Origin of the sequence: Bibersteinia trehalosi USDA-ARS-USMARC-188 (genome assembly GCF_000521725.1) — a bacterium.
GTDB classification, from domain to species: Bacteria; Pseudomonadota; Gammaproteobacteria; order Enterobacterales; family Pasteurellaceae; genus Bibersteinia; species Bibersteinia trehalosi.
In genome coordinates this window covers 1,865,753-1,883,689 of sequence record NZ_CP006954.1, presented here as the reverse complement: position 1 = coordinate 1,883,689, position 17,937 = coordinate 1,865,753, and the positions used below count along the sequence as shown (strand labels likewise).

Here is a 17,937-nt window from a genome sequence, read left to right as displayed (position 1 = left end):
TATGATGCGAATTGCATTATTCCTTGCGACTAACTTTGCAGTGATGATCGTTTTAGGAATTATTTTAAGTGTAACAGGCATAGCTGGTGACAGCGCAGGTGGCATTTTAATTATGGCACTGCTATTTGGTTTTACCGGTTCATTAATTTCATTATTCATGTCAAAAACGATGGCATTGAAATCTGTTGGGGCAGAAATTATTCATCAGCCAAGCAATAATGCAGAGCGCTGGCTACTCAATGTAGTTCAACGCCAAGCCCAGCAAGCTGGTATTCCTATGCCAGATGTGGCAATTTACCACTCTGCGGATGTGAATGCTTTTGCAACAGGTGCAACTAAAAATAACTCTTTGGTTGCTGTGAGTACGGGATTATTAAATACCATGACTCAAGATGAAGCAGAAGCTGTAGTGGCACATGAAATTTCACATATTGCTAATGGTGATATGGTGACTATGACCTTATTACAAGGGGTTATGAATACCTTTGTGATTTTCTTATCACGTATGATTGCTACCGCTGTAGCGACAACACGTAATGATAATGGTAGTGAAGAACGTAGTAGCGGTATCTATTTCTTAGTTTCAATGGTGCTTGAAATATTATTTGGTGTGCTGGCAACTATTATCGCAATGTGGTTCTCTCGCTATCGTGAATTTCGTGCGGATGCGGGTTCTGCAAGCTTGGTTGGTAAAGAGAAAATGATTGCGGCATTACAACGTTTACAAAGCATTCATGAACCGCAAGAAATGCAAGGGACCCTAAATGCTTTTATGATTAATGGGAAGCGGCAAGAACTCTTTATGAGTCATCCTCCGTTAGAAAAACGTATTGCAGCATTAAGAAGTTTATAAATATCAGCCGCTCATCTGAGCGGCTATTTTTATCTGCTGGATTTCAGGTATAAAAAAAGCACCTCAAGGTGCTATCTTTAAAATTTTGCGGAATTAAAATGGTGCCCGAGGCCAGACTTGAACTGGCACGCCCCGAAAGGCGAGGGATTTTAAATCCCTTGCGTCTACCGATTCCGCCACTCGGGCAAAATGGAGCGGGAAACGAGGCTCGAACTCGCGACCCCGACCTTGGCAAGGTCGTGCTCTACCAACTGAGCTATTCCCGCATTTAAAAACGCTACGAACTTCGTAGCGTCTCAACAGTTGTGCATTCTATAGCATTCTCTGGCGATGTCAAAATAAATTTCTTTTTTAAATAAAGGAAATCGTTTGATCGCTTAAAAACAGCACAAAGTGCCGATATTTTAGCTATTTTATAGTAATGCGTGCAAATTTACGTTTACCTACTTGATAAACAGCAGTACCTTTTTCTGCATTACGTTTCACATCATCGACTTTTTCACCGTTGATTTTTACGCCACCTTGTTGTGCTGCACGGATAGCTTCTGATGTTGAAGTGACTAAGCCCGCTTCTTTTAACAATGTGGCTAGACCAAGCTCTCCTTCAAAGGTAAATTCTGGCATTTCATCTGGCATTGCACCTTTTTGGAAACGGTTAATGAATTCTTGTTCTGCCGCAGCTGCCGCAGCTTCATCATGGAAACGAGCAATAATCTCTTTGGCAAGTAAGATTTTTACATCGCGCGGATTTTTACCACTGGCAACCTCTGTTTTGAGCTGCTCAATTTCTACAAGCGGTCGGAAAGAGAGTAAATTATACCAATCCCACATGAGTTCATCAGAGATTGACATAATTTTGCCGAACATTTCGTTTGGCGCTTCTGTAACACCAATGTAGTTACCAAGCGATTTAGACATTTTTTTCTCGCCATCTAAGCCAACTAGTAGCGGCAACGTCATTGCGACTTGGGGTTTTTGCCCAGCAGATTTTTGTAATTCACGCCCAATAAGCAAGTTGAATGTCTGGTCTGTTCCACCTAATTCTACGTCAGCTTGTAAGTGAACAGAATCGTAGCCTTGTAACAGCGGATACACAAATTCATGGATCGCGATTGGTTGTTGGTTTGCAAAACGTTTTTTGAAATCATCACGTTCAAGCATTCTGGCTACAGTATAGTTACTTGCTAGGCGGATCATTCCTACTGTGCCGAGCTCTCCCAACCATTCTGAATTGAAGACAATTTTAGTTTTTTGCGGGTCAAGAATTTTGAAGATCTGCTCTTTGTAAGTTTCTGCATTTTTTAACACATCTTCACGAGAAAGCGGTGGACGAGTTGTATTTTTACCTGATGGATCACCTACGGTTGCGGTGAAATCTCCAATTAAGAACATGACTTCATGCCCTAAATTTTGGAATTGACGGAGTTTGTTTAACACCACAGTGTGCCCCAAATGAATATCTGGTGCAGTAGGATCCGCGCCAAGTTTAATGCGTAGAGGGCGATTTTCTTTTAATTTCTCAATTAAATCATTTTCAGAGTAGATATCCTCTACGCCACGTTTTAATTCGGCAAGAGTGGTTTCTAAAGATTGGCTCATTATCATTCCTTAAATTTTTGTGAAAAAATGACTCTATTATAGCGATTCGCCGGAAAAAAGCGAAAAAAAACGCTGCATTTTGTGGGGGAATGCAGCGTAAGAGTTGGAGTGATTACCTATTATTTTTGAAGTGGCTTAATGATAATAATTATCAAAAGTAACTGCAATGTTATTTACATTTCTTTACAAAAGTGTATATAAAGTAATCACTGCTGGTTTTAAGAGCACATCTAAACGAGATTTTGAGTATTAACCTCTAGATGAAAGGCTATAAATTAACAGTCGTTAATCGTTATTTTTTAGATAAAAGCGGTAGTTCACGCTTTCGTCATTAGGCTTACTTAATGGAATTTGGCGAGTCTGTAGAGCTTCGAGCCACAACTTTTGCCATTGTTCGTCAGCAATCTGGGTTACGCCATCGACATCATACCAAAACAGCTTATAGCGCAAGTGTAAATGTTGGGCTGTTAAATTGCTAACTTGCAAGTAGCTATTTTCTGCTTTGATGGAAAGCTTTTCATTTATATCGGCTTCAACATTAACAATTGGCTTTGTTCCCGAAGGTAGATAGCTAACAGGGTTACTTCCACAACCAGCTAATAAGATAGCCCAGCAGCATAAAATCAGTTTTTTCATATTATTTTGCCAACATTGCACCAAGTGGTTCACCCCCGACTAAATGCATATGAATATGGAATACTTCCTGCCCGCCATGTTTGTTGCAATTCATAATTAAGCGATAGCCATCTTCCGCGATTCCTTCTTGCTGAGCGATTTTTGCAGCGACGGTGAATAAGCGTCCAAGTGCCTGCTCGTCTTCACTGCTTACATGATTCACGGTTGGAATAAATTTGTTCGGGATAATTAAAATATGCGTTTTTGCTTGTGGGGCAATATCTCGGAATGCGGTTACAAGCTCATCTTGATAGACAATATTCGCCGGAATTTCTTTACGAATAATTTTACTAAAAATAGTTTCTGGGTATTCGGTTGTCATAATCGATCCTTTTTAAATTAAACAAGCGGTATGATTTTGCTTGTTTTTTACAAAATTTGCAAAAATTTCTGTCATTATGACCGCTTGTAAACACTATAACCAGCGTCTTACATGAGCTTGATAGTCTAGATAGGCTTGCCCAAATTTTGCTTGCAGAATGCGTTCTTCAGGAAGAATTTGAAAATGTGTGATATAAGCAACAAATCCCCAAATAAAGAGTATGCCAAATGGATTTGCCTGCCATAGTGAAATAGCGAGCAAATAGCAAGCAAGGCTTAAATACATTGGGTTACGGCTAAAACGATAAACTCCTGTTGTTGCAAGGGTACGCGTATTATTTGGCTTTAATGGGTTAATCGTGGTTTTTTGCTGCCAAAAAGCCCACAAACTGGCAAGATCAAGATATACTCCAGCTAGAATTAGCAAAGCGGCTAACAATTGGAGTAACAGGAGCGTTGGGCAAGGTGAAGGTAAGCAATAGATAGTAATTGCGCACAAGATAAAGATAAGCGGTGGCGGGAGCTTGAGTTCCATAATTTATCCTAGCAAAATGTGTTTTAAAGGGACATCCCAACTTTGTGTTGGTAATTGTTCAATACATTGGCAGCAATAGGCAAGCCCTACTGTCACGGCATTTGGCATCTGCGCAAGTGTTCGGTCATAAAAGCCGCCTCCCATTCCTAGCCGATTATGCTGTTTGTCGCAGGCAACTAGCGGCACAAAAATCAAATCAATCTCTGATAATGGCACAATTTTTTGTACATTTAGTTTGGGTTCTAAAATAGCAAAACGATTTTTATGTAAATCTTGTTCTGATGAGTAGGCAAAAAATTGTAGATGATTTGGCGTGAAAGGATGCAACACTGGCAAACAGCAGCGGATATACTGCTTTTGCAGGAATTCAAGGATTGCTAGAGGGGAAATTTCACCGTTAAAAGGCAGATAAAGTGCCACCGTGGATGGGTGATAATGTTCAAATAATTCAATGGCTTGGTGCAAAACAGTTTGTGCGGCTTGCGCTTGCTCAATATCAGATAAGGCAAGGCGTTTAGCTCGCATTGTTTGGCGCAAATTTTTGTAGATTTCTAACTGATTTTGACCGCTTGCAGTCATGTGAAAGGCATTTTTAGACATAAAAAAGACCCGAAGTGCCGTTACCAGTAATGGTCCTTGAACCAGACGGTTCAAGGGAGCCGGACGTAACCATTTTTAGGCTTCTCGCAAGCGAGCCTGCTCACCAACAGTTTAATATCCAGCTCAGGGAGATTTTAATATCGGCTCAGGGACGTAACTCGCAACGCACACCTCAGGCGAAATAAATAGTAACGGAATTTATATTTTTTTCCTAGTCTTGACACTAAGAAAATTTAGAAAATTTGATTATTCGTTAGTTTCTTGTCCAATCGAAACGCTTTCATCACCGCTTGATTGAAATTTATGTAACGAGCTATCTAGTTGAGCAATACATGCTTCGAGCACATTTTTATTTTCAGCATTTTTGCGCTGTTCTTGCTCTAATTCATAATTTAAATTTAAGGCAACGATAGATAACACTTTTTCAAGTTGGATAATGCCAGATTGCTCTTTTAATATCCCTACTTTTTCTTCCAAGCGCTGCGCAGAAGCTCGCAAGCTTTCTTGTTGTTCTGGTGGGCAATATAAACGTAGCACCTGACCAAATAGCGATAATTCAATATTATTCTTCGACATTGTCGGGAAATCCTCACTAAAGCAAAAATTTTTGCTATTATGCCACCCTTTGTATAAATCACAAAACAAGCTATGACGATTTCAACCCAAAGTGAATTTTCTCAATTAATCAAAACCTTAGCCATTGATTACTCTGCTGCAGAGTTTCACGGTTTTTTAAGTGGCTTAATCGCAGGGGGGATTCAAGATGATTCTTGGCAAACCTTAACGTATCAATTTACCAATGATGGACACGCTTTTTCACAAACCTCACTAAAAGCACTCAGTGAATTTTATCAACAACTTAGTGAAAGCTTTGATCAAGCGAATACGCTTTTCTCGCTTTGGCAGGTGGATAATGATGATGCTTTTGCACTTGCAGAGGGTATTGCTGAGTGGACAAGCCACTTTTTACTTGGATTAGGTTTGGCACAGCCACAATTAAGCCAAGAGACCGATGAAGTAGGTGAAGCAATTGACGATCTAGATGAAATTGCGAAACTTGGCTACGATGAAAATGATGATAAGGATGAACTACTGGAAGCTGCAGAAGAAATCATTGAATATCTGCGAGTGGTTGCGTTGTTTTTACATTCGCATTTTGGCAAACCAACAATGCTTCATGAAGAGAAGCCAAGTATTCATTAATGATAAAAAAGCAGATCACCATGTGATCTGCTTTTGCTTTGTTAATTGGCTTGTACGGCAATGTTCTCGCCAAATTTACGTTTTTCCATCGTACGCTTAGTACGGTCGATTACATCTCCTGCCAGCTGCCCACACGCAGCATCAATATCATCACCACGTGTTTTACGCACGGTCACAGTGAAGCCGTATTCCATCAAGGTTTTTTGGAAGCGGTCGATACGAGTATTTGAACTTTTTGCATACGGCGCTTCAGGGAATGGGTTCCACGGAATTAAGTTAATTTTACTTGGTGTATTTTTCAATACTTCCGCAAGTTGATGGGCATGTTCTACGCCATCGTTTACTTGGTTGAGCATCACATACTCAATGGTGACCTTACCGTGGTTAGCATTGGAAACTTCCAAGTATTTGTTGATGCTCTCAATCAACATCGCAATGTTGTATTTTTTATTGAGCGGAATTAACTCATTACGCAGTTCATCGTTCGGTGCGTGCAGCGAAATTGCCAATGCAACATCGATCATTTCCCGCATTTTATCCAACGCTGGCACAACACCCGAAGTAGAAAGCGTTACACGGCGTTTAGATAAGCCATAAGCGAAATCATCAAGCATAATTTCCATGGCGGGAATCACGTTATTCATATTGAGCAAAGGTTCACCCATACCCATCATCACCACATTGGTGATAGGACGAATGCCTGTTACACCAAAATTACCGATAATTTTAGAAGCACGCCACACTTGCCCGATAATTTCTGACACGCTTAAATTACGGTTAAAACCTTGTTGAGCGGTTGAACAGAATGTACATGCCAACGCACAGCCCACTTGGGAAGAAACACAGAGCGTTGCACGATCATCTTCTGGAATGTAAACGGTTTCGATCTGTTGATCACCCACCCACATTGCCCATTTAATCGTACCATCGCTTGAACGCTGTTCCACCGCAATTTCAGGGGCTTTAATTTCGGCAATACTTTTTAATTTTTCACGCAACTTTTTGTTGATGTTAGTCATATTGTCGAAATTATCTTCGCCAAAATGATAGATCCATTTCATTAGCTGATCGGCACGAAACGGCTTTTCCCCCATTTCAGCAAATAATTCTCGCATCTGCTGACGGTTTAAATTAAGTAAATTGATTTTTTCTTTTGTTTCAGATACAGCCGTTTGGCTGCCACATTGAGTTTCAGACATTGATGAGCCTCGTTATTACACGGATTATGGCAAAAGGTAAGTTTTGCAAAAAAAGCGGTATTTTGTACCGCTTGTAAAAAAAGAGCGTGGATTGTACAGTTCTTACAGTGATTATGCTAGAAAAAAGCAAAAAATATTTGCATTTTTTAAATATTAGGCGTATTGTCGCAAACGTTTTCTTTGGAGTAATAAATTATGATTTCTATGTTTAGCCATCATCATCACCATATCCCTGAATAATCTTTCAGGCATTTGGTGTGCTTGGAAGATATCTTCCGAGCAACGTAACTCCAAAAGCAATTACACCCCTCGGAAGGTCACTTTCGAGGGGTTTTTCTTTATCTATAACTAGCAGGGAAAAATATGCAGAACACAAGATTACGTATTGCGTTACAGAAAAAAGGGCGATTAAGCCAAGATTGCAATGAATTGCTGAAACAATGTGGGGTAAAAATTAACTGGAATGAGCAACGTTTGATTGCCTATTCCGAAAATCTCCCTATCGAAATTTTGCGTGTGCGTGATGACGATATTCCAGGCCTAGTGTTTGACGGCGTGGTGGATCTCGGCATTATCGGCGAGAACGTGCTGGAAGAAGAGGAACTGGGGCGTATTGCGGCTGGCGAGAAAGTGGCGTACAAAAAACTGCGCCAGTTGGATTTCGGCGGCTGCCGTTTGTCGTTGGCGATTGAGCGTGACCGTGCTTACCACGGCGTGCAAGATCTTGCCAACGCCCGTATCGCCACCAGTTATCCCAATTTACTCCGCCGTTATATGCAGGAAAAAGGCGTGCCGTTTAAAAACTGTTTGCTGAACGGCTCGGTGGAAGTCGCGCCAAGTGCAGGGTTGGCAAGTGCCATTTGTGATCTCGTCTCCTCAGGTGCGACGCTGGAAGCCAACGGCTTGAAAGAAGTGGAAGTGATTTATCGCTCCAAAGCCTGTTTAATCCAACGTCAAGAAGCGCTTTGTGCAGAAAAACAGGCGTTGGTGGATAAGCTCCTCACCCGTATTCAAGGCGTGCAACAAGCCGCCGAGAGCAAATACATTATGCTTCATGCGCCGAAAGATCGCCTCGCTGAAATTACGGCTCTGTTACCCGGAGTAGAAAACCCTACAATCCTACCGCTCGCCAGTGATGCCAGCCGTGTGGCAATGCACGTTGTCAGCCAAGAAAATCTGTTCTGGGAAACCATGGAGCGGCTGAAAGAGGCAGGTGCAAGTTCGATTTTGGTGTTGCCGATTGAGAAGATGATGGAATAGTGCCTAGGACGAGCCGTCCTAGGCTGAATAAACCCAGTCGCTTTGCGACTGATAACGCTACGGAGTAGCGTGGATGATATAGCCCCACACGGCTCGTGTGGGGAAGGAGAAAAAATATGCAAACCCTCATTTGGAACCAATTATCCCCCACTGAACAACAAAGCGCTTTGGCGCGCCCTGCCATTTCTGCCTCCAATGAGCTGAAAAGTGCGGTAGAAAATATCTTAGATTTGGTGAAAACCCAAGGCGACAAAGCGCTTTTTGACTTGACCGCCAAGTTCGACAAAACCCAACTTTCAAGCCTCGCCGTATCTGCCGAGCAAATTCAAGCAGCGTGTGAGCGAGTATCCCCTACGCTGAAAACCGCCATTGCCAATGCCAAAGCCAACATCACCACTTTCCACGAGGCGCAAAAGCCGCAAGAGGTCGATATTGAAACTCAAGCAGGCGTGCGTTGCCAAGTACTGACAAGGGCGATTGAAAAAGTCGGCTTGTATATTCCGGGAGGTTCTGCGCCTTTATTTTCAACCGTGTTGATGCTTGCCGTGCCTGCCAAAATCGCAGGTTGCAAGAAAATTGTACTTTGCACACCTCCACCGATTGCAGACGAAATTCTCTACACCGCATGGCTTTGTGGCGTGGACACCATTTATGCGGTGGGCGGTGCGCAGGCGATTGCGGGTATGGCATTCGGTACAGAAAGCGTGACCAAAGTAGACAAAATTTTCGGGCCGGGCAATGCATTCGTTACCGAAGCCAAACGCCAAGTCAGCCAACGATTTGACGGCGCAGCCATTGATATGCCTGCAGGGCCTTCGGAAGTGCTGGTGATTGCCAACGAATACGCCAACCCTGATTTTGTGGCAAGCGATCTGCTCTCCCAAGCCGAACACGGTGCGGACAGCCAGGTGATGCTCGTGACCGACAGCCTCGAACTTGCCGAAAAAACCAAGCAATCCATTGAACGTCTGCTTGCAGATTTACCTCGTAAAGAGACCGCTTGCAAAGCGCTTTCCCACAGCCTCATCATCGTGGCGGACGACCTCTACCAATGCGCCCAAATCAGCAACGCCTATGCGCCTGAGCACCTTGTGGTACAAATCGAAAACCCACGCAATCTGCTTGGCTGGCTGGATAACGCAGGCTCGATTTTCTTAGGTGCGTACAGCCCTGAAAGCATGGGTGATTACGCCAGCGGCACCAACCATGTTCTGCCCACCTACGGCTACACCCGCACCCATTCCAGCCTTGGGCTTGCGGATTTCAGTAAACGTATGACCGTGCAAGAACTCACCCCACAAGGCTTCAAAGCGCTTGCCCCAACGGTGATGGCAATGGCAGAAGCAGAACAGCTGGCGGCGCATAAGCTCGCGGTGGAAGTGCGGTTGGAAAAGTTGGATTTTGTAAAAAATTAAGCCATACAGACCGCTTGTAGGAGATAGAGATGAGCAATCCAATTGAAATTTACCAAAGCCAAGACGGCAAAACCCAAGTTTCTGTGCAGTTTGACAAGGAAACGGTATGGCTATCACAGGCGCAAATGGCAAGTATTTTTGATACTTCTAGCGATAACATCAGCTTGCACTTAAAAAATATTTTTGCTGAAGGTGAGCTTGATGAAAATGCAACTACCGAGGATTTCTCGGTAGTTCGTCAAGAGGGAAAAAGGCGAGTTACACGACAGCTCAAACATTATAACCTTGATGCCATTATTTCGGTCGGCTACCGTGTGAAATCAAGTTCTGCAACCCAATTTCGTATTTGGGCAACCGCTCGTTTGAAAGACTATCTGCTAAAAGGCTATGCCCTTAACGAGCGCCGTTTGCAGGAACGAGGTATTGAGTTTGAACAGGTGATTGGCTTGCTCAGCCAATACACTGGTTGCCTTAGCCTTGTTGGTGGCAGAAAGTTTGCCTGAACAAAAAGAACTGATGATTAAACTGATTGAACACTTTATTTTATTAAAAGCATAACAGGAAAAAAATATGAGTATTAATATTTCGCCGTTAGCCTCCAAAAATCTCACTGAATGGAAACTATTGTGGAAACAATATTTAGATTTTTATCAAGTGAATTTAGCAGATGATATTATTCAATCAACTTGGCAGAAAGTTTCAGAGAGTGAAAATGTAAAGGGATTTGGGGCTTTTGTTGATAACAGAATGGTTGGTTTTGTTCATATTGTGATTCACCCAAATACTTGGAATTTAACTGAATGCTGTTATTTGGAAGATTTATTTGTTTTACCTGAATATCGCAACCAAGGCATAGGAAAAGAATTAATTGAATATATTTATCGATATGCACAGGAAAAAGGATATAACCGAGTATATTGGGTAACAGATAAAAACAATCATCAAGCACAACAGCTTTATAATAAATTAGCTAATGATAGCGGTATTATTCAATATCGAAAAAATTTCTAAACTACGTATAAATTATACAGGAACACAATATGACAATTTCACAACTCTCTAGAAAAAACATTCAAGCCCTTACACCTTACCAATCGGCACGGCGTTTAGGGGGCAGTGGCGATGTGTGGCTGAACGCCAATGAATATGCCCTTTCGCCAAACTTTGATTTAACCGAGCACACTTTTAACCGCTACCCTGAGCCGCAACCGCAGGCGGTGATTGAAGGTTACGCCCGATATGCAGGCGTTGCACCTGAAAATGTGCTGGTTTCCCGTGGGGGCGATGAGAGCATTGAGCTGATTATCCGAGCCTTTTGCGAGGCGAACGACAGCATTCTCTACTGTCCACCGACCTACGGAATGTACGCCGTGAGTGCCGATACCTGTGGCATTGCCACCAAAACCGTGCCTTTAACCGCCGATTTCCAGCTGGATTTAGCCCAAATCAAAGCCAACCTCGAGAGCGTGAAAGTGGTGTTTGTGTGCAGCCCGAACAACCCGACCGGAAACCTGATCAAGCGGTCGGATTTGCTCGAACTTTTGCAAATCACCGCAGGCAAAGCGATTGTTGTGGTGGACGAAGCCTACATCGAATTTTGCCCTGAAGCGAGCTTGGTTAGCGAGCTGGCGAACTTCCGACATCTGGCGATTATCCGCACCCTCTCTAAAGCCTTTGCCTTGGCGGGCTTGCGTTGTGGTTTCACCCTTGCCAATGCGGAACTGATCGGCGTGTTGCAAAAAGTGATTGCCCCGTATCCGCTGCCTGTGCCTGTTTCCGATATTGCCGCTCAAGCTCTTTCGCCACAAGGCATTGAGCAAATGAAAACCCGTGTGGCGGAAGTCATTACCCTGCGTGCCGAATTGCAAAAAAATCTGGAAAACTTACCGCTTGTAGAACAAGTTTTTGACAGCGAAGCCAACTACCTCCTATTCAAGTGCCAAGACGGACAAAAAGTCTTCAAAGCACTTTGGGAGCAAGGCATTATTTTGCGTGACCAGCACAAAGCATTGGGATTGCAAAATTGCATTCGGATTACGGTGGGGACGAGAGAGGAAAATCAGCGAGTTATCGATTACCTAGGACGAGCCGTCCTAGGCTAAGTAAGCCCAGTCGCTCCGCGACTGATTAAATAGAGCTGCGGAGCAGCTCGGATTATAGAGCCCCATACGGCTCGTATGGGGTTCTCGTATGAGGCACTATGAGTTACACAAAACTGTATTACCACATCGTTTTCCGTACGTTGCAGAGTGTTCCTGCTATCAATGAGCAAAACGAAAAAGCGTTGTATCAATACATTTGGGCATTTTGCCAGCAACAAAAATGTACGCTACACCGCATTAACGGAATGCCCGATCATTTGCATTTGCTGGTGGAAATTCACCCGAGTATGGCAGTATCGGATTTTGTGAAGCAGCTCAAAAATGCCAGTCATAAATGGCTTGAACAGCATAGCGATTGGTTTCCCGATTTCTATGCGTGGTCGAAGGGCTACTGTGCTTTGACTTATAGTGAACACGAAAAAGCAAAAATAGTGAATTACATTAAAAATCAGAAGGAACATCATAAGAGCATTAATTTTGTTGATGAAATGAAAGCCTTGATTGTGGATTTTGATGAATATTTAGAACGAGATTTGTAATCAATAAAAGAGAGCTACGGAGTAGCTCGGATTAAAGAACCCCATACGGCTCGTATGGGGTGCCTAGGACGAGCCGTCCTAGGCTCGATAAACCCAGTCGCTCCGCGACTGACACAATGAATATAGGAGAAAAACATGCAACCCACCCTTTTCATCGACCGTGACGGCACCTTGATTGACGAGCCAAAAACCGATTTTCAAATCGACAGCCTTGAAAAGCTCAAATTCGAGAAAAACGTGATTCCAGCCCTGCTCAAGCTCAAGGGCAAATACCGTTTTGTGATGGTCTCGAACCAAGACGGCTTAGGCACGAGTTCGTTCCCACAGGCAGATTTCGACAAACCGCACAATGCGATGATGGCGTTGTTCAACTCGCAAGGGATTGAATTTGATGATGTGCTGATTTGTCCACACAAGCCCGAAGACGGTTGCGATTGCCGCAAACCGCACACCAAACTGCTACAAAAATATATCGACCGCCAACTGTTCGACCCAGCCAACAGCTTTGTGATTGGCGACCGTGCCACCGATGTACAACTGGCGGAAAACCTTGGCATTCGGGCGTTGCAATATCACCCTGAAAAACTGAACTGGGATTTGATTGCAGAAAAACTGCTGAATGAGCCCGTCACCAACATTGGCGAGCGACCAAAGCGCTTTGCCGAAGTTATCCGTAAAACCAAAGAGACCGACATCAAAGTGCAAGTGTGGCTGGACGAAACAGGCAACAACGAAATCAGCACCGGCGTGGGCTTTTTCGACCATATGCTCGACCAAATCGCCACCCACGGTGGTTTTAGAATGAACATCACCACCAAAGGCGACTTGTGGATTGACGAACATCACACGGTGGAAGACACCGCCCTCGCCCTCGGCACGGCGTTAAAACAAGCTATTGGCGACAAACGTGGCATCGCCCGTTTCGGCTTCGTGTTGCCGATGGACGAAAGCCGTGCAGAATGTGCGATGGACTTATCAGGCAGACCGTTCATCAAGTTCAAAGCCGATTTCAAACGTGACAAAGTGGGCGATTTCAGCACCGAGCTAACCGAACACTTCTTCCAATCCATCGCCTTTACGATGCTTGCCACCTTGCACATCAAAGCTTGCGGCTCCAACGATCACCACAAAATCGAAAGCCTGTTCAAAGTCTTCGGCAGAACGCTCAGACAGTGCATTCGCATTGAAGGGAATGAGTTGCCGAGTTCTAAAGGGGTTTTATAATCTCTCATATTCCCCTCTCCCGTTTGCGGGAGAGGGTGGAGAAAATCCGAAGGATTTTCGGAGGGAGAGGGCAAAAGTGCGGTTGATTTTTGCAAAGTTTTTGGGGAATTTGACCGCTTGTATATATCTATGCTTGAATTATTTGGTTAATAGTAAATATGATAGAGCAAATTAAACTAGAAAGAGTAATAAATGGTTTATCCAAAATTGAAGAAAATGAAACTCAAGATATGAATTCTATTCGAGCAAAATTTTGTAAGGAATTTATAGAGAGAGTTATGTTTAATGATATTAAATTAAGTGAGGTATGTCCGTTTAATTATTATCATTTAGGTCATGATTTTAAAAATTTCTTTGATGGGACATATAAAGAGGATTTTAGCCTTTTCTACATTTGTTGTGTAAGATTTTTGAAGGAATATCTGTTTTATTTATCGAGAATAAGATCATCTGATATGTTTGCTCGCTCTTTGTGGAATTACTTTGAAGATGATAATCTAACTTTGCTAGATGAGAGATGCAAAAGGCAAGCTCATTATATAAAAACAGAAATGGGTGTAGATATGCTGAATTTCTATTTTGGAGAAAAAGGATTTCGTGCTTTCTTAGATTATTCTGAAAATTTAGAGCAAGCTGATTTAAAGTCAGAAGTGCTAAAACAGCATATTACCAATGAAGAAAATAGAATTAGAGAGTTTTTAAATAAGAAACAGGCTAAGGTAGATTTATTGGCTAATAATTTAGATAAACAAAAGACAGCATTCAACTTTGTTGGTTTATCTCAAGGTTTTGAAAATCTTCTATCTCAAAAAAATAAGGCTAAATGGGCTTCTTTTACTCTTATGATTATAATTTTTTTACTTTTAGTTTTAGTCCCTGTTTCATTCATAGGTGGACGTTTTCTAAATTGGTTTAGTGAATACAATATTACATGGAATGAAATTGGTTGGGAGCAGATGTTGCCTATTTTAGGTTTAGAGATTTTATTTGTTTATTTTTTTAGGGTTGTATTAAGCCATTATAATTCTATTCAAACACAAATAATGCAACTTGAATTAAGGCAGTCTCTCTGCCAGTTTATCCAAAATTATGCTGATTATGCAAAAGATATAAAAGAAAAAGATGGTTCCTCATTAGAAAAATTTGAAAGCTTAATTTTTAGCAGCATCTTATCTTCAGCTGATAAAGTACCGAGTACTTTTGATGGCTTGGAACAAATGTCAAATTTAATAAAAAGTATAAAATCAGGAAATTAAATGACCAACCTAACCATCATCGACACAGGCTGTGCCAACCTGTCTTCGGTCAAATTTGCTTTTGACCGACTTGGCATTCAGGCTGAGATCTCCCGAGATCTCAACAAAATCCAATCTGCCGATAAATTGTTGCTCCCCGGTGTGGGAACGGCAGCGGCGGCGATGGCGATTTTGCATGATCGCCGGCTTATTGACACTATTCGCAACGCCAACCAACCAATGCTCGGCATCTGTTTGGGTATGCAGTTAATGACCGAATTTTCCCACGAAGGCGATGTGGCAACACTGAACCTGATGAGTGGCAAAACCGAACGCTTGCCTGAATGCGGTTTGCCGTTGCCGCATATGGGCTGGAACAAGGTGCAATACCAAGCTGACCACCCGCTGTTTCACGGCATTGAGCAAGGCAGCCATTTCTATTTTGTGCATAGCTACGGCGTGCTACCGAATGAAAACACCATCGCCACCTGCGACTACGGCGTGCCGTTTTCCGCTGCCATTGCCAGCCAAAACTTCTACGGCGTACAGTTCCACCCTGAGCGTTCGGGCGAGGCTGGGGCGAAGTTGCTCAGGAATTTTGTGGAGAATGTCTGATTTTGCGATCTTGATCGCAAAGTTTGAAAATAGGGCTTGATTTCTCGCTTTATTTCGACAAAATCACTGTCAATTTAACCAGTAAAAAGAGAGTGAAGAAATGAATGAAATCAAACTATTTGAAAACAGCCAAATTCGCTCAGTGTGGGATAGCGAAAAAGAAGAGTAGTTTTTCTCGGTGGTGGATGTGGTGCAAGCACTAACCGATAGCCTTGATCCTAAGCAGTATGTCAAGAAAATGCGGAGCCGTGACCCAGAACTTAATGCCAAGTGGGGTACAATTTGTACTCCTGTTCCAATGTTGGGAAAAGATGGCAAAAAACGCAACGTGCAAGCAGCAGATTTACAAGGCATTTTCCGTATTATTCAGTCTGTGCCAAGCCCGAAGCTGAGTCTCTAAACCTCGGCAAACCAATGATTACATCATAAAAACCCCTCTCCCGTTTACGGGAGAGGGAGGAGCAAATCGAAGATTTGCGGAGGGAGAGGGGAATAATATGAGAAAAACAGAAACCCTAAATTTACGACGGAATGCTAAAATTTTACGTTCCAATATGACAGAAGCAGAACGTGTTTTATGGTACCACCTAAGAGCAAAGCGTTTTTGTGGAATCAAATTTTATCGACAAAAAATTGTGGGAAATTATATTGCAGATTTTCTCTCATTAAATCCTAGATTAATTATTGAGCTGGATGGTTCTCAACACGCTGAGCAAATAGAATATGATTGTATTCGGACAACTTATTTAGAAGAGCAACAATTTACGGTAATTCGTTTTTGGAATGACGAGGTATTGAGAAATATCAATATGGTATTAGATGTGATATTTGCGGCTATTCACGAAAATATCCCCTCTCCCTCCGAAAATCCTACGGATTTTCTCCACCCAATACTCGCTACGCTCGCTCCTTCGGAGCCGTTGGCAAAGCCAACGTTCAAATGCAAGCATTTGTCCCGAGCGGGCGAGGGGAATATATAACAGGAAAACAATATGAAACACTCTCAAATTATTCCCGCCCTCGATCTCATCGATGGGCAAGTAGTTCGCCTGCATCAGGGCGATTATGCGAAACAGACGACTTATACCGATGACCCGATAGCCCAATTTGCCGATTACTTGGCACAAGGGGCGGAGCAGTTACATTTGGTTGATCTTACAGGGGCGAAAAATCCGGCTCAAAGACAGACCGCACTTATCGGCAAAATTATTCGTGAAACCCACTGCAAAATCCAAGTGGGCGGCGGTATCCGCACCGAGCAAGACGTAGCGGATTTGTTGGCAGTGGGGGCAAACCGTGTGGTGATTGGTTCGACGGCGGTAAAAGAGCGTGAAATGGTTAAAGGCTGGTTCAAAAAATACGGTGCGGAGAAATTTGTGCTGGCACTGGATGTGAACATTGATGCAATCGGTCAAAAAATCATTGCGATTAGCGGCTGGCAAGAGGCAAGTGGTGTGTCGCTCGAGGAGTTGATTGAAGATTATCAAACTATGGGCTTGCAACACGTTTTATGCACCGATATTTCTCGAGACGGCACGCTGGCAGGTTCAAATGTAGATCTCTATCGAGAAATCTGTGCTAAATATCCGGAGATTCAATTTCAATCCTCAGGCGGTATCGGCTCGCTTGCGGATATTGCCGCTTTGAAAGGCACGGGCGTGGCCGGCGTGATTGTCGGCCGTGCGTTGTTGGAAGGTAAATTTAATGTAGCGGAGGCAATCGAATGTTGGCAAAACGGATAATTCCTTGTTTAGACGTGCGTGACGGGCAAGTTGTGAAAGGCGTGCAGTTCCGCAACCACGAAATCATCGGCGACATTGTGCCACTTGCTCAACGCTATGCCCAAGAGGGGGCAGACGAGCTGGTGTTTTACGATATTACCGCTTCAAGTGACGGCAGAACGGTGGATAAAAGCTGGGTGGAACGAGTGGCACAGGTGATTGATATTCCGTTCTGTGTGGCAGGGGGAATCAAAACCATTGCCGATGCGGAGCAGATTTTTGCTTTCGGGGCGGACAAAATCTCCATCAATTCCCCTGCTCTTACTAACCCTGAGCTGATTACTGAACTGGCAAAGCGCTTTGGCGTGCAGGCGGTGGTGGTTGGCATTGATAGCTGGTTCGAGGCAGAAACCGGCAAATATTGGGTCAATCAATACACCGGCGATGAAAAACGCACCCGCCAAACCAACTGGCAGTTGCTTGACTGGGTAGCAGAAGTGCAAAAACGGGGAGCAGGCGAAATCGTGCTGAATATGATGAACCAAGACGGTGTGCGTAATGGCTACGATTTGGTGCAACTGAAAAAAGTGCGTGAAGTTTGCAATGTGCCTTTGATTGCCTCAGGCGGAGCAGGCGAAATGGTGCATTTCCGTGATGCTTTTATTGAGGCAAATGTGGACGGTGCGTTGGCAGCAAGTGTGTTTCATAAACAGATTATCAATATTGGGGAGTTGAAGGAATATTTGGCGAAGGAAGGGGTTGAGGTGCGTAAGTAACCTAGCACGATCCGTGCCAGATTAAATAATCCCAGTCGCTCTGCGACTGCTGATAAGAGCTATAA

The 17,937-nt window shown here is 43.3% G+C and carries 21 protein-coding genes, 2 tRNA genes, 1 other RNA gene, 1 pseudogene and 1 other annotated feature; of the genes and pseudogenes, 15 read left to right on the top strand and 10 right to left on the bottom strand.

Translation table 11 applies throughout. The annotated features are described in order from the left end of the window. Window position 1 precedes the first annotated feature (1 nt). The gene (htpX, locus tag F542_RS08510) at window positions 2–853 is read left to right on the top strand and encodes a protease HtpX (protein ID WP_015431903.1); all 852 of its coding nucleotides are present in this window, start codon (window positions 2–4) and stop codon (window positions 851–853) included. A 99-nt stretch (window positions 854–952) separates the two neighbouring features. Here the strand turns inward: htpX and F542_RS08505 are convergent. The 9 genes from F542_RS08505 to F542_RS08470 all read right to left on the bottom strand — a co-directional run bounded on the left by F542_RS08505 (window position 953) and on the right by F542_RS08470 (window position 5,159). After that, window positions 953–1,039, bottom strand: a tRNA-Leu gene (locus F542_RS08505). Window positions 1,040–1,043: 4 nt separating this feature from the next. Continuing rightward, window positions 1,044–1,119 (bottom strand) — tRNA-Gly (locus F542_RS08500). Between the two features lie 142 nt (window positions 1,120–1,261). Further along, window positions 1,262–2,452 (bottom strand): tyrosine--tRNA ligase, encoded by a 1,191-nt coding sequence (tyrS, locus tag F542_RS08495; RefSeq protein ID WP_015431904.1) that lies wholly within the window; start codon window positions 2,450–2,452, stop codon window positions 1,262–1,264. Window positions 2,453–2,737: 285 nt separating this feature from the next. After that, window positions 2,738–3,088, bottom strand: a complete 351-nt coding sequence (locus F542_RS08490) for a YcfL family protein (RefSeq protein WP_015431905.1) — start codon at window positions 3,086–3,088, stop codon at window positions 2,738–2,740. Window position 3,089: 1 nt separating this feature from the next. Further along, window positions 3,090–3,449 carry a purine nucleoside phosphoramidase gene (hinT, locus tag F542_RS08485; protein WP_015431906.1) on the bottom strand — a complete coding sequence of 120 codons (360 nt, stop codon included), beginning with the start codon at window positions 3,447–3,449 and terminating at the stop codon, window positions 3,090–3,092. A gap of 93 nt (window positions 3,450–3,542) precedes the next feature. Next, window positions 3,543–3,983, bottom strand: coding sequence for a methyltransferase family protein (locus F542_RS08480; protein ID WP_025267312.1), 441 nt, complete (start codon window positions 3,981–3,983; stop codon window positions 3,543–3,545). Between the two features lie 3 nt (window positions 3,984–3,986). Continuing rightward, entirely contained in the window at window positions 3,987–4,583 is a 597-nt protein-coding gene (locus tag F542_RS08475; RefSeq protein WP_231504925.1) for a 5-formyltetrahydrofolate cyclo-ligase, read from the bottom strand. A gap of 2 nt (window positions 4,584–4,585) precedes the next feature. Continuing rightward, window positions 4,586–4,765: non-coding RNA, 6S RNA (ssrS, locus tag F542_RS10925), on the bottom strand. Window positions 4,766–4,829: 64 nt separating this feature from the next. Beyond that, window positions 4,830–5,159, bottom strand: a complete 330-nt coding sequence (locus F542_RS08470; RefSeq protein ID WP_025267311.1) for a cell division protein ZapA — start codon at window positions 5,157–5,159, stop codon at window positions 4,830–4,832. A 72-nt stretch (window positions 5,160–5,231) separates the two neighbouring features. Here F542_RS08470 and F542_RS08465 point away from each other — a divergent pair, with 72 nt between their 5' ends. Beyond that, on the top strand, window positions 5,232–5,786 hold the full coding sequence (locus tag F542_RS08465; RefSeq protein ID WP_015431910.1) for a UPF0149 family protein: 555 nt from the start codon (window positions 5,232–5,234) through the stop codon (window positions 5,784–5,786). Between the two features lie 41 nt (window positions 5,787–5,827). Here the strand turns inward: F542_RS08465 and F542_RS08460 are convergent, their stop codons facing one another. After that, window positions 5,828–6,985: a bifunctional tRNA (adenosine(37)-C2)-methyltransferase TrmG/ribosomal RNA large subunit methyltransferase RlmN gene (locus F542_RS08460; protein WP_025267310.1), complete on the bottom strand. Its 1,158-nt coding sequence runs from the start codon at window positions 6,983–6,985 to the stop codon at window positions 5,828–5,830. Window positions 6,986–7,200: 215 nt separating this feature from the next. Continuing rightward, window positions 7,201–7,324: a sequence feature (His leader region), on the top strand. A 24-nt stretch (window positions 7,325–7,348) separates the two neighbouring features. On the opposite strand from F542_RS08460, the gene hisG reads away from it, so the two are divergent. The 13 genes and pseudogenes from hisG (at window position 7,349) to hisF (ending at window position 17,872) form a co-directional block, all read left to right on the top strand. After that, entirely contained in the window at window positions 7,349–8,245 is an 897-nt protein-coding gene (hisG, locus tag F542_RS08455) for an ATP phosphoribosyltransferase (protein WP_025267309.1), read from the top strand. 116 nt (window positions 8,246–8,361) lie between these two features. Next, window positions 8,362–9,660: a histidinol dehydrogenase gene (gene hisD, locus F542_RS08450; RefSeq protein ID WP_025267308.1), complete on the top strand. Its 1,299-nt coding sequence runs from the start codon at window positions 8,362–8,364 to the stop codon at window positions 9,658–9,660. 29 nt (window positions 9,661–9,689) lie between these two features. Then, window positions 9,690–10,142, top strand: a pseudogene (locus F542_RS08445) (virulence RhuM family protein); the annotation flags it as partial. An 88-nt stretch (window positions 10,143–10,230) separates the two neighbouring features. Next, on the top strand, window positions 10,231–10,671 hold the full coding sequence (locus tag F542_RS08440) for a GNAT family N-acetyltransferase (RefSeq protein WP_025267306.1): 441 nt from the start codon (window positions 10,231–10,233) through the stop codon (window positions 10,669–10,671). Between the two features lie 29 nt (window positions 10,672–10,700). Further along, window positions 10,701–11,762, top strand: coding sequence for a histidinol-phosphate transaminase (gene hisC, locus F542_RS08435; protein ID WP_025267305.1), 1,062 nt, complete (start codon window positions 10,701–10,703; stop codon window positions 11,760–11,762). A 98-nt stretch (window positions 11,763–11,860) separates the two neighbouring features. Further along, window positions 11,861–12,301, top strand: coding sequence for an IS200/IS605 family transposase (tnpA, locus tag F542_RS08430; RefSeq protein WP_025267304.1), 441 nt, complete (start codon window positions 11,861–11,863; stop codon window positions 12,299–12,301). A gap of 135 nt (window positions 12,302–12,436) precedes the next feature. After that, a complete protein-coding gene (gene hisB / locus F542_RS08425; RefSeq protein ID WP_025267303.1) occupies window positions 12,437–13,525 on the top strand; it encodes a bifunctional histidinol-phosphatase/imidazoleglycerol-phosphate dehydratase HisB in 1,089 nt (362 codons plus the stop codon). Between the two features lie 158 nt (window positions 13,526–13,683). Further along, window positions 13,684–14,781 (top strand): hypothetical protein, encoded by a 1,098-nt coding sequence (locus tag F542_RS08420; RefSeq protein WP_025267302.1) that lies wholly within the window; start codon window positions 13,684–13,686, stop codon window positions 14,779–14,781. Then, window positions 14,782–15,375, top strand: coding sequence for an imidazole glycerol phosphate synthase subunit HisH (hisH, locus tag F542_RS08415; protein ID WP_025267301.1), 594 nt, complete (start codon window positions 14,782–14,784; stop codon window positions 15,373–15,375). It begins immediately after the preceding gene. Window positions 15,376–15,562: 187 nt separating this feature from the next. Beyond that, window positions 15,563–15,775 carry a BRO-N domain-containing protein gene (locus F542_RS08410; protein ID WP_235118785.1) on the top strand — a complete coding sequence of 71 codons (213 nt, stop codon included), beginning with the start codon at window positions 15,563–15,565 and terminating at the stop codon, window positions 15,773–15,775. Window positions 15,776–15,872: 97 nt separating this feature from the next. After that, the gene (locus tag F542_RS08405) at window positions 15,873–16,355 is read left to right on the top strand and encodes an endonuclease domain-containing protein (protein ID WP_015431922.1); all 483 of its coding nucleotides are present in this window, start codon (window positions 15,873–15,875) and stop codon (window positions 16,353–16,355) included. A 12-nt stretch (window positions 16,356–16,367) separates the two neighbouring features. After that, complete coding sequence (gene hisA / locus F542_RS08400; protein WP_015431923.1) at window positions 16,368–17,117, top strand: 1-(5-phosphoribosyl)-5-[(5-phosphoribosylamino)methylideneamino]imidazole-4-carboxamide isomerase; 750 nt, start codon at window positions 16,368–16,370, stop codon at window positions 17,115–17,117. Continuing rightward, window positions 17,099–17,872, top strand: coding sequence for an imidazole glycerol phosphate synthase subunit HisF (hisF, locus tag F542_RS08395; RefSeq protein WP_015431924.1), 774 nt, complete (start codon window positions 17,099–17,101; stop codon window positions 17,870–17,872). The genes hisA and hisF overlap by 19 nt, the downstream gene beginning before the upstream one ends. The last annotated feature ends 65 nt before the right edge of the window (window positions 17,873–17,937 follow it).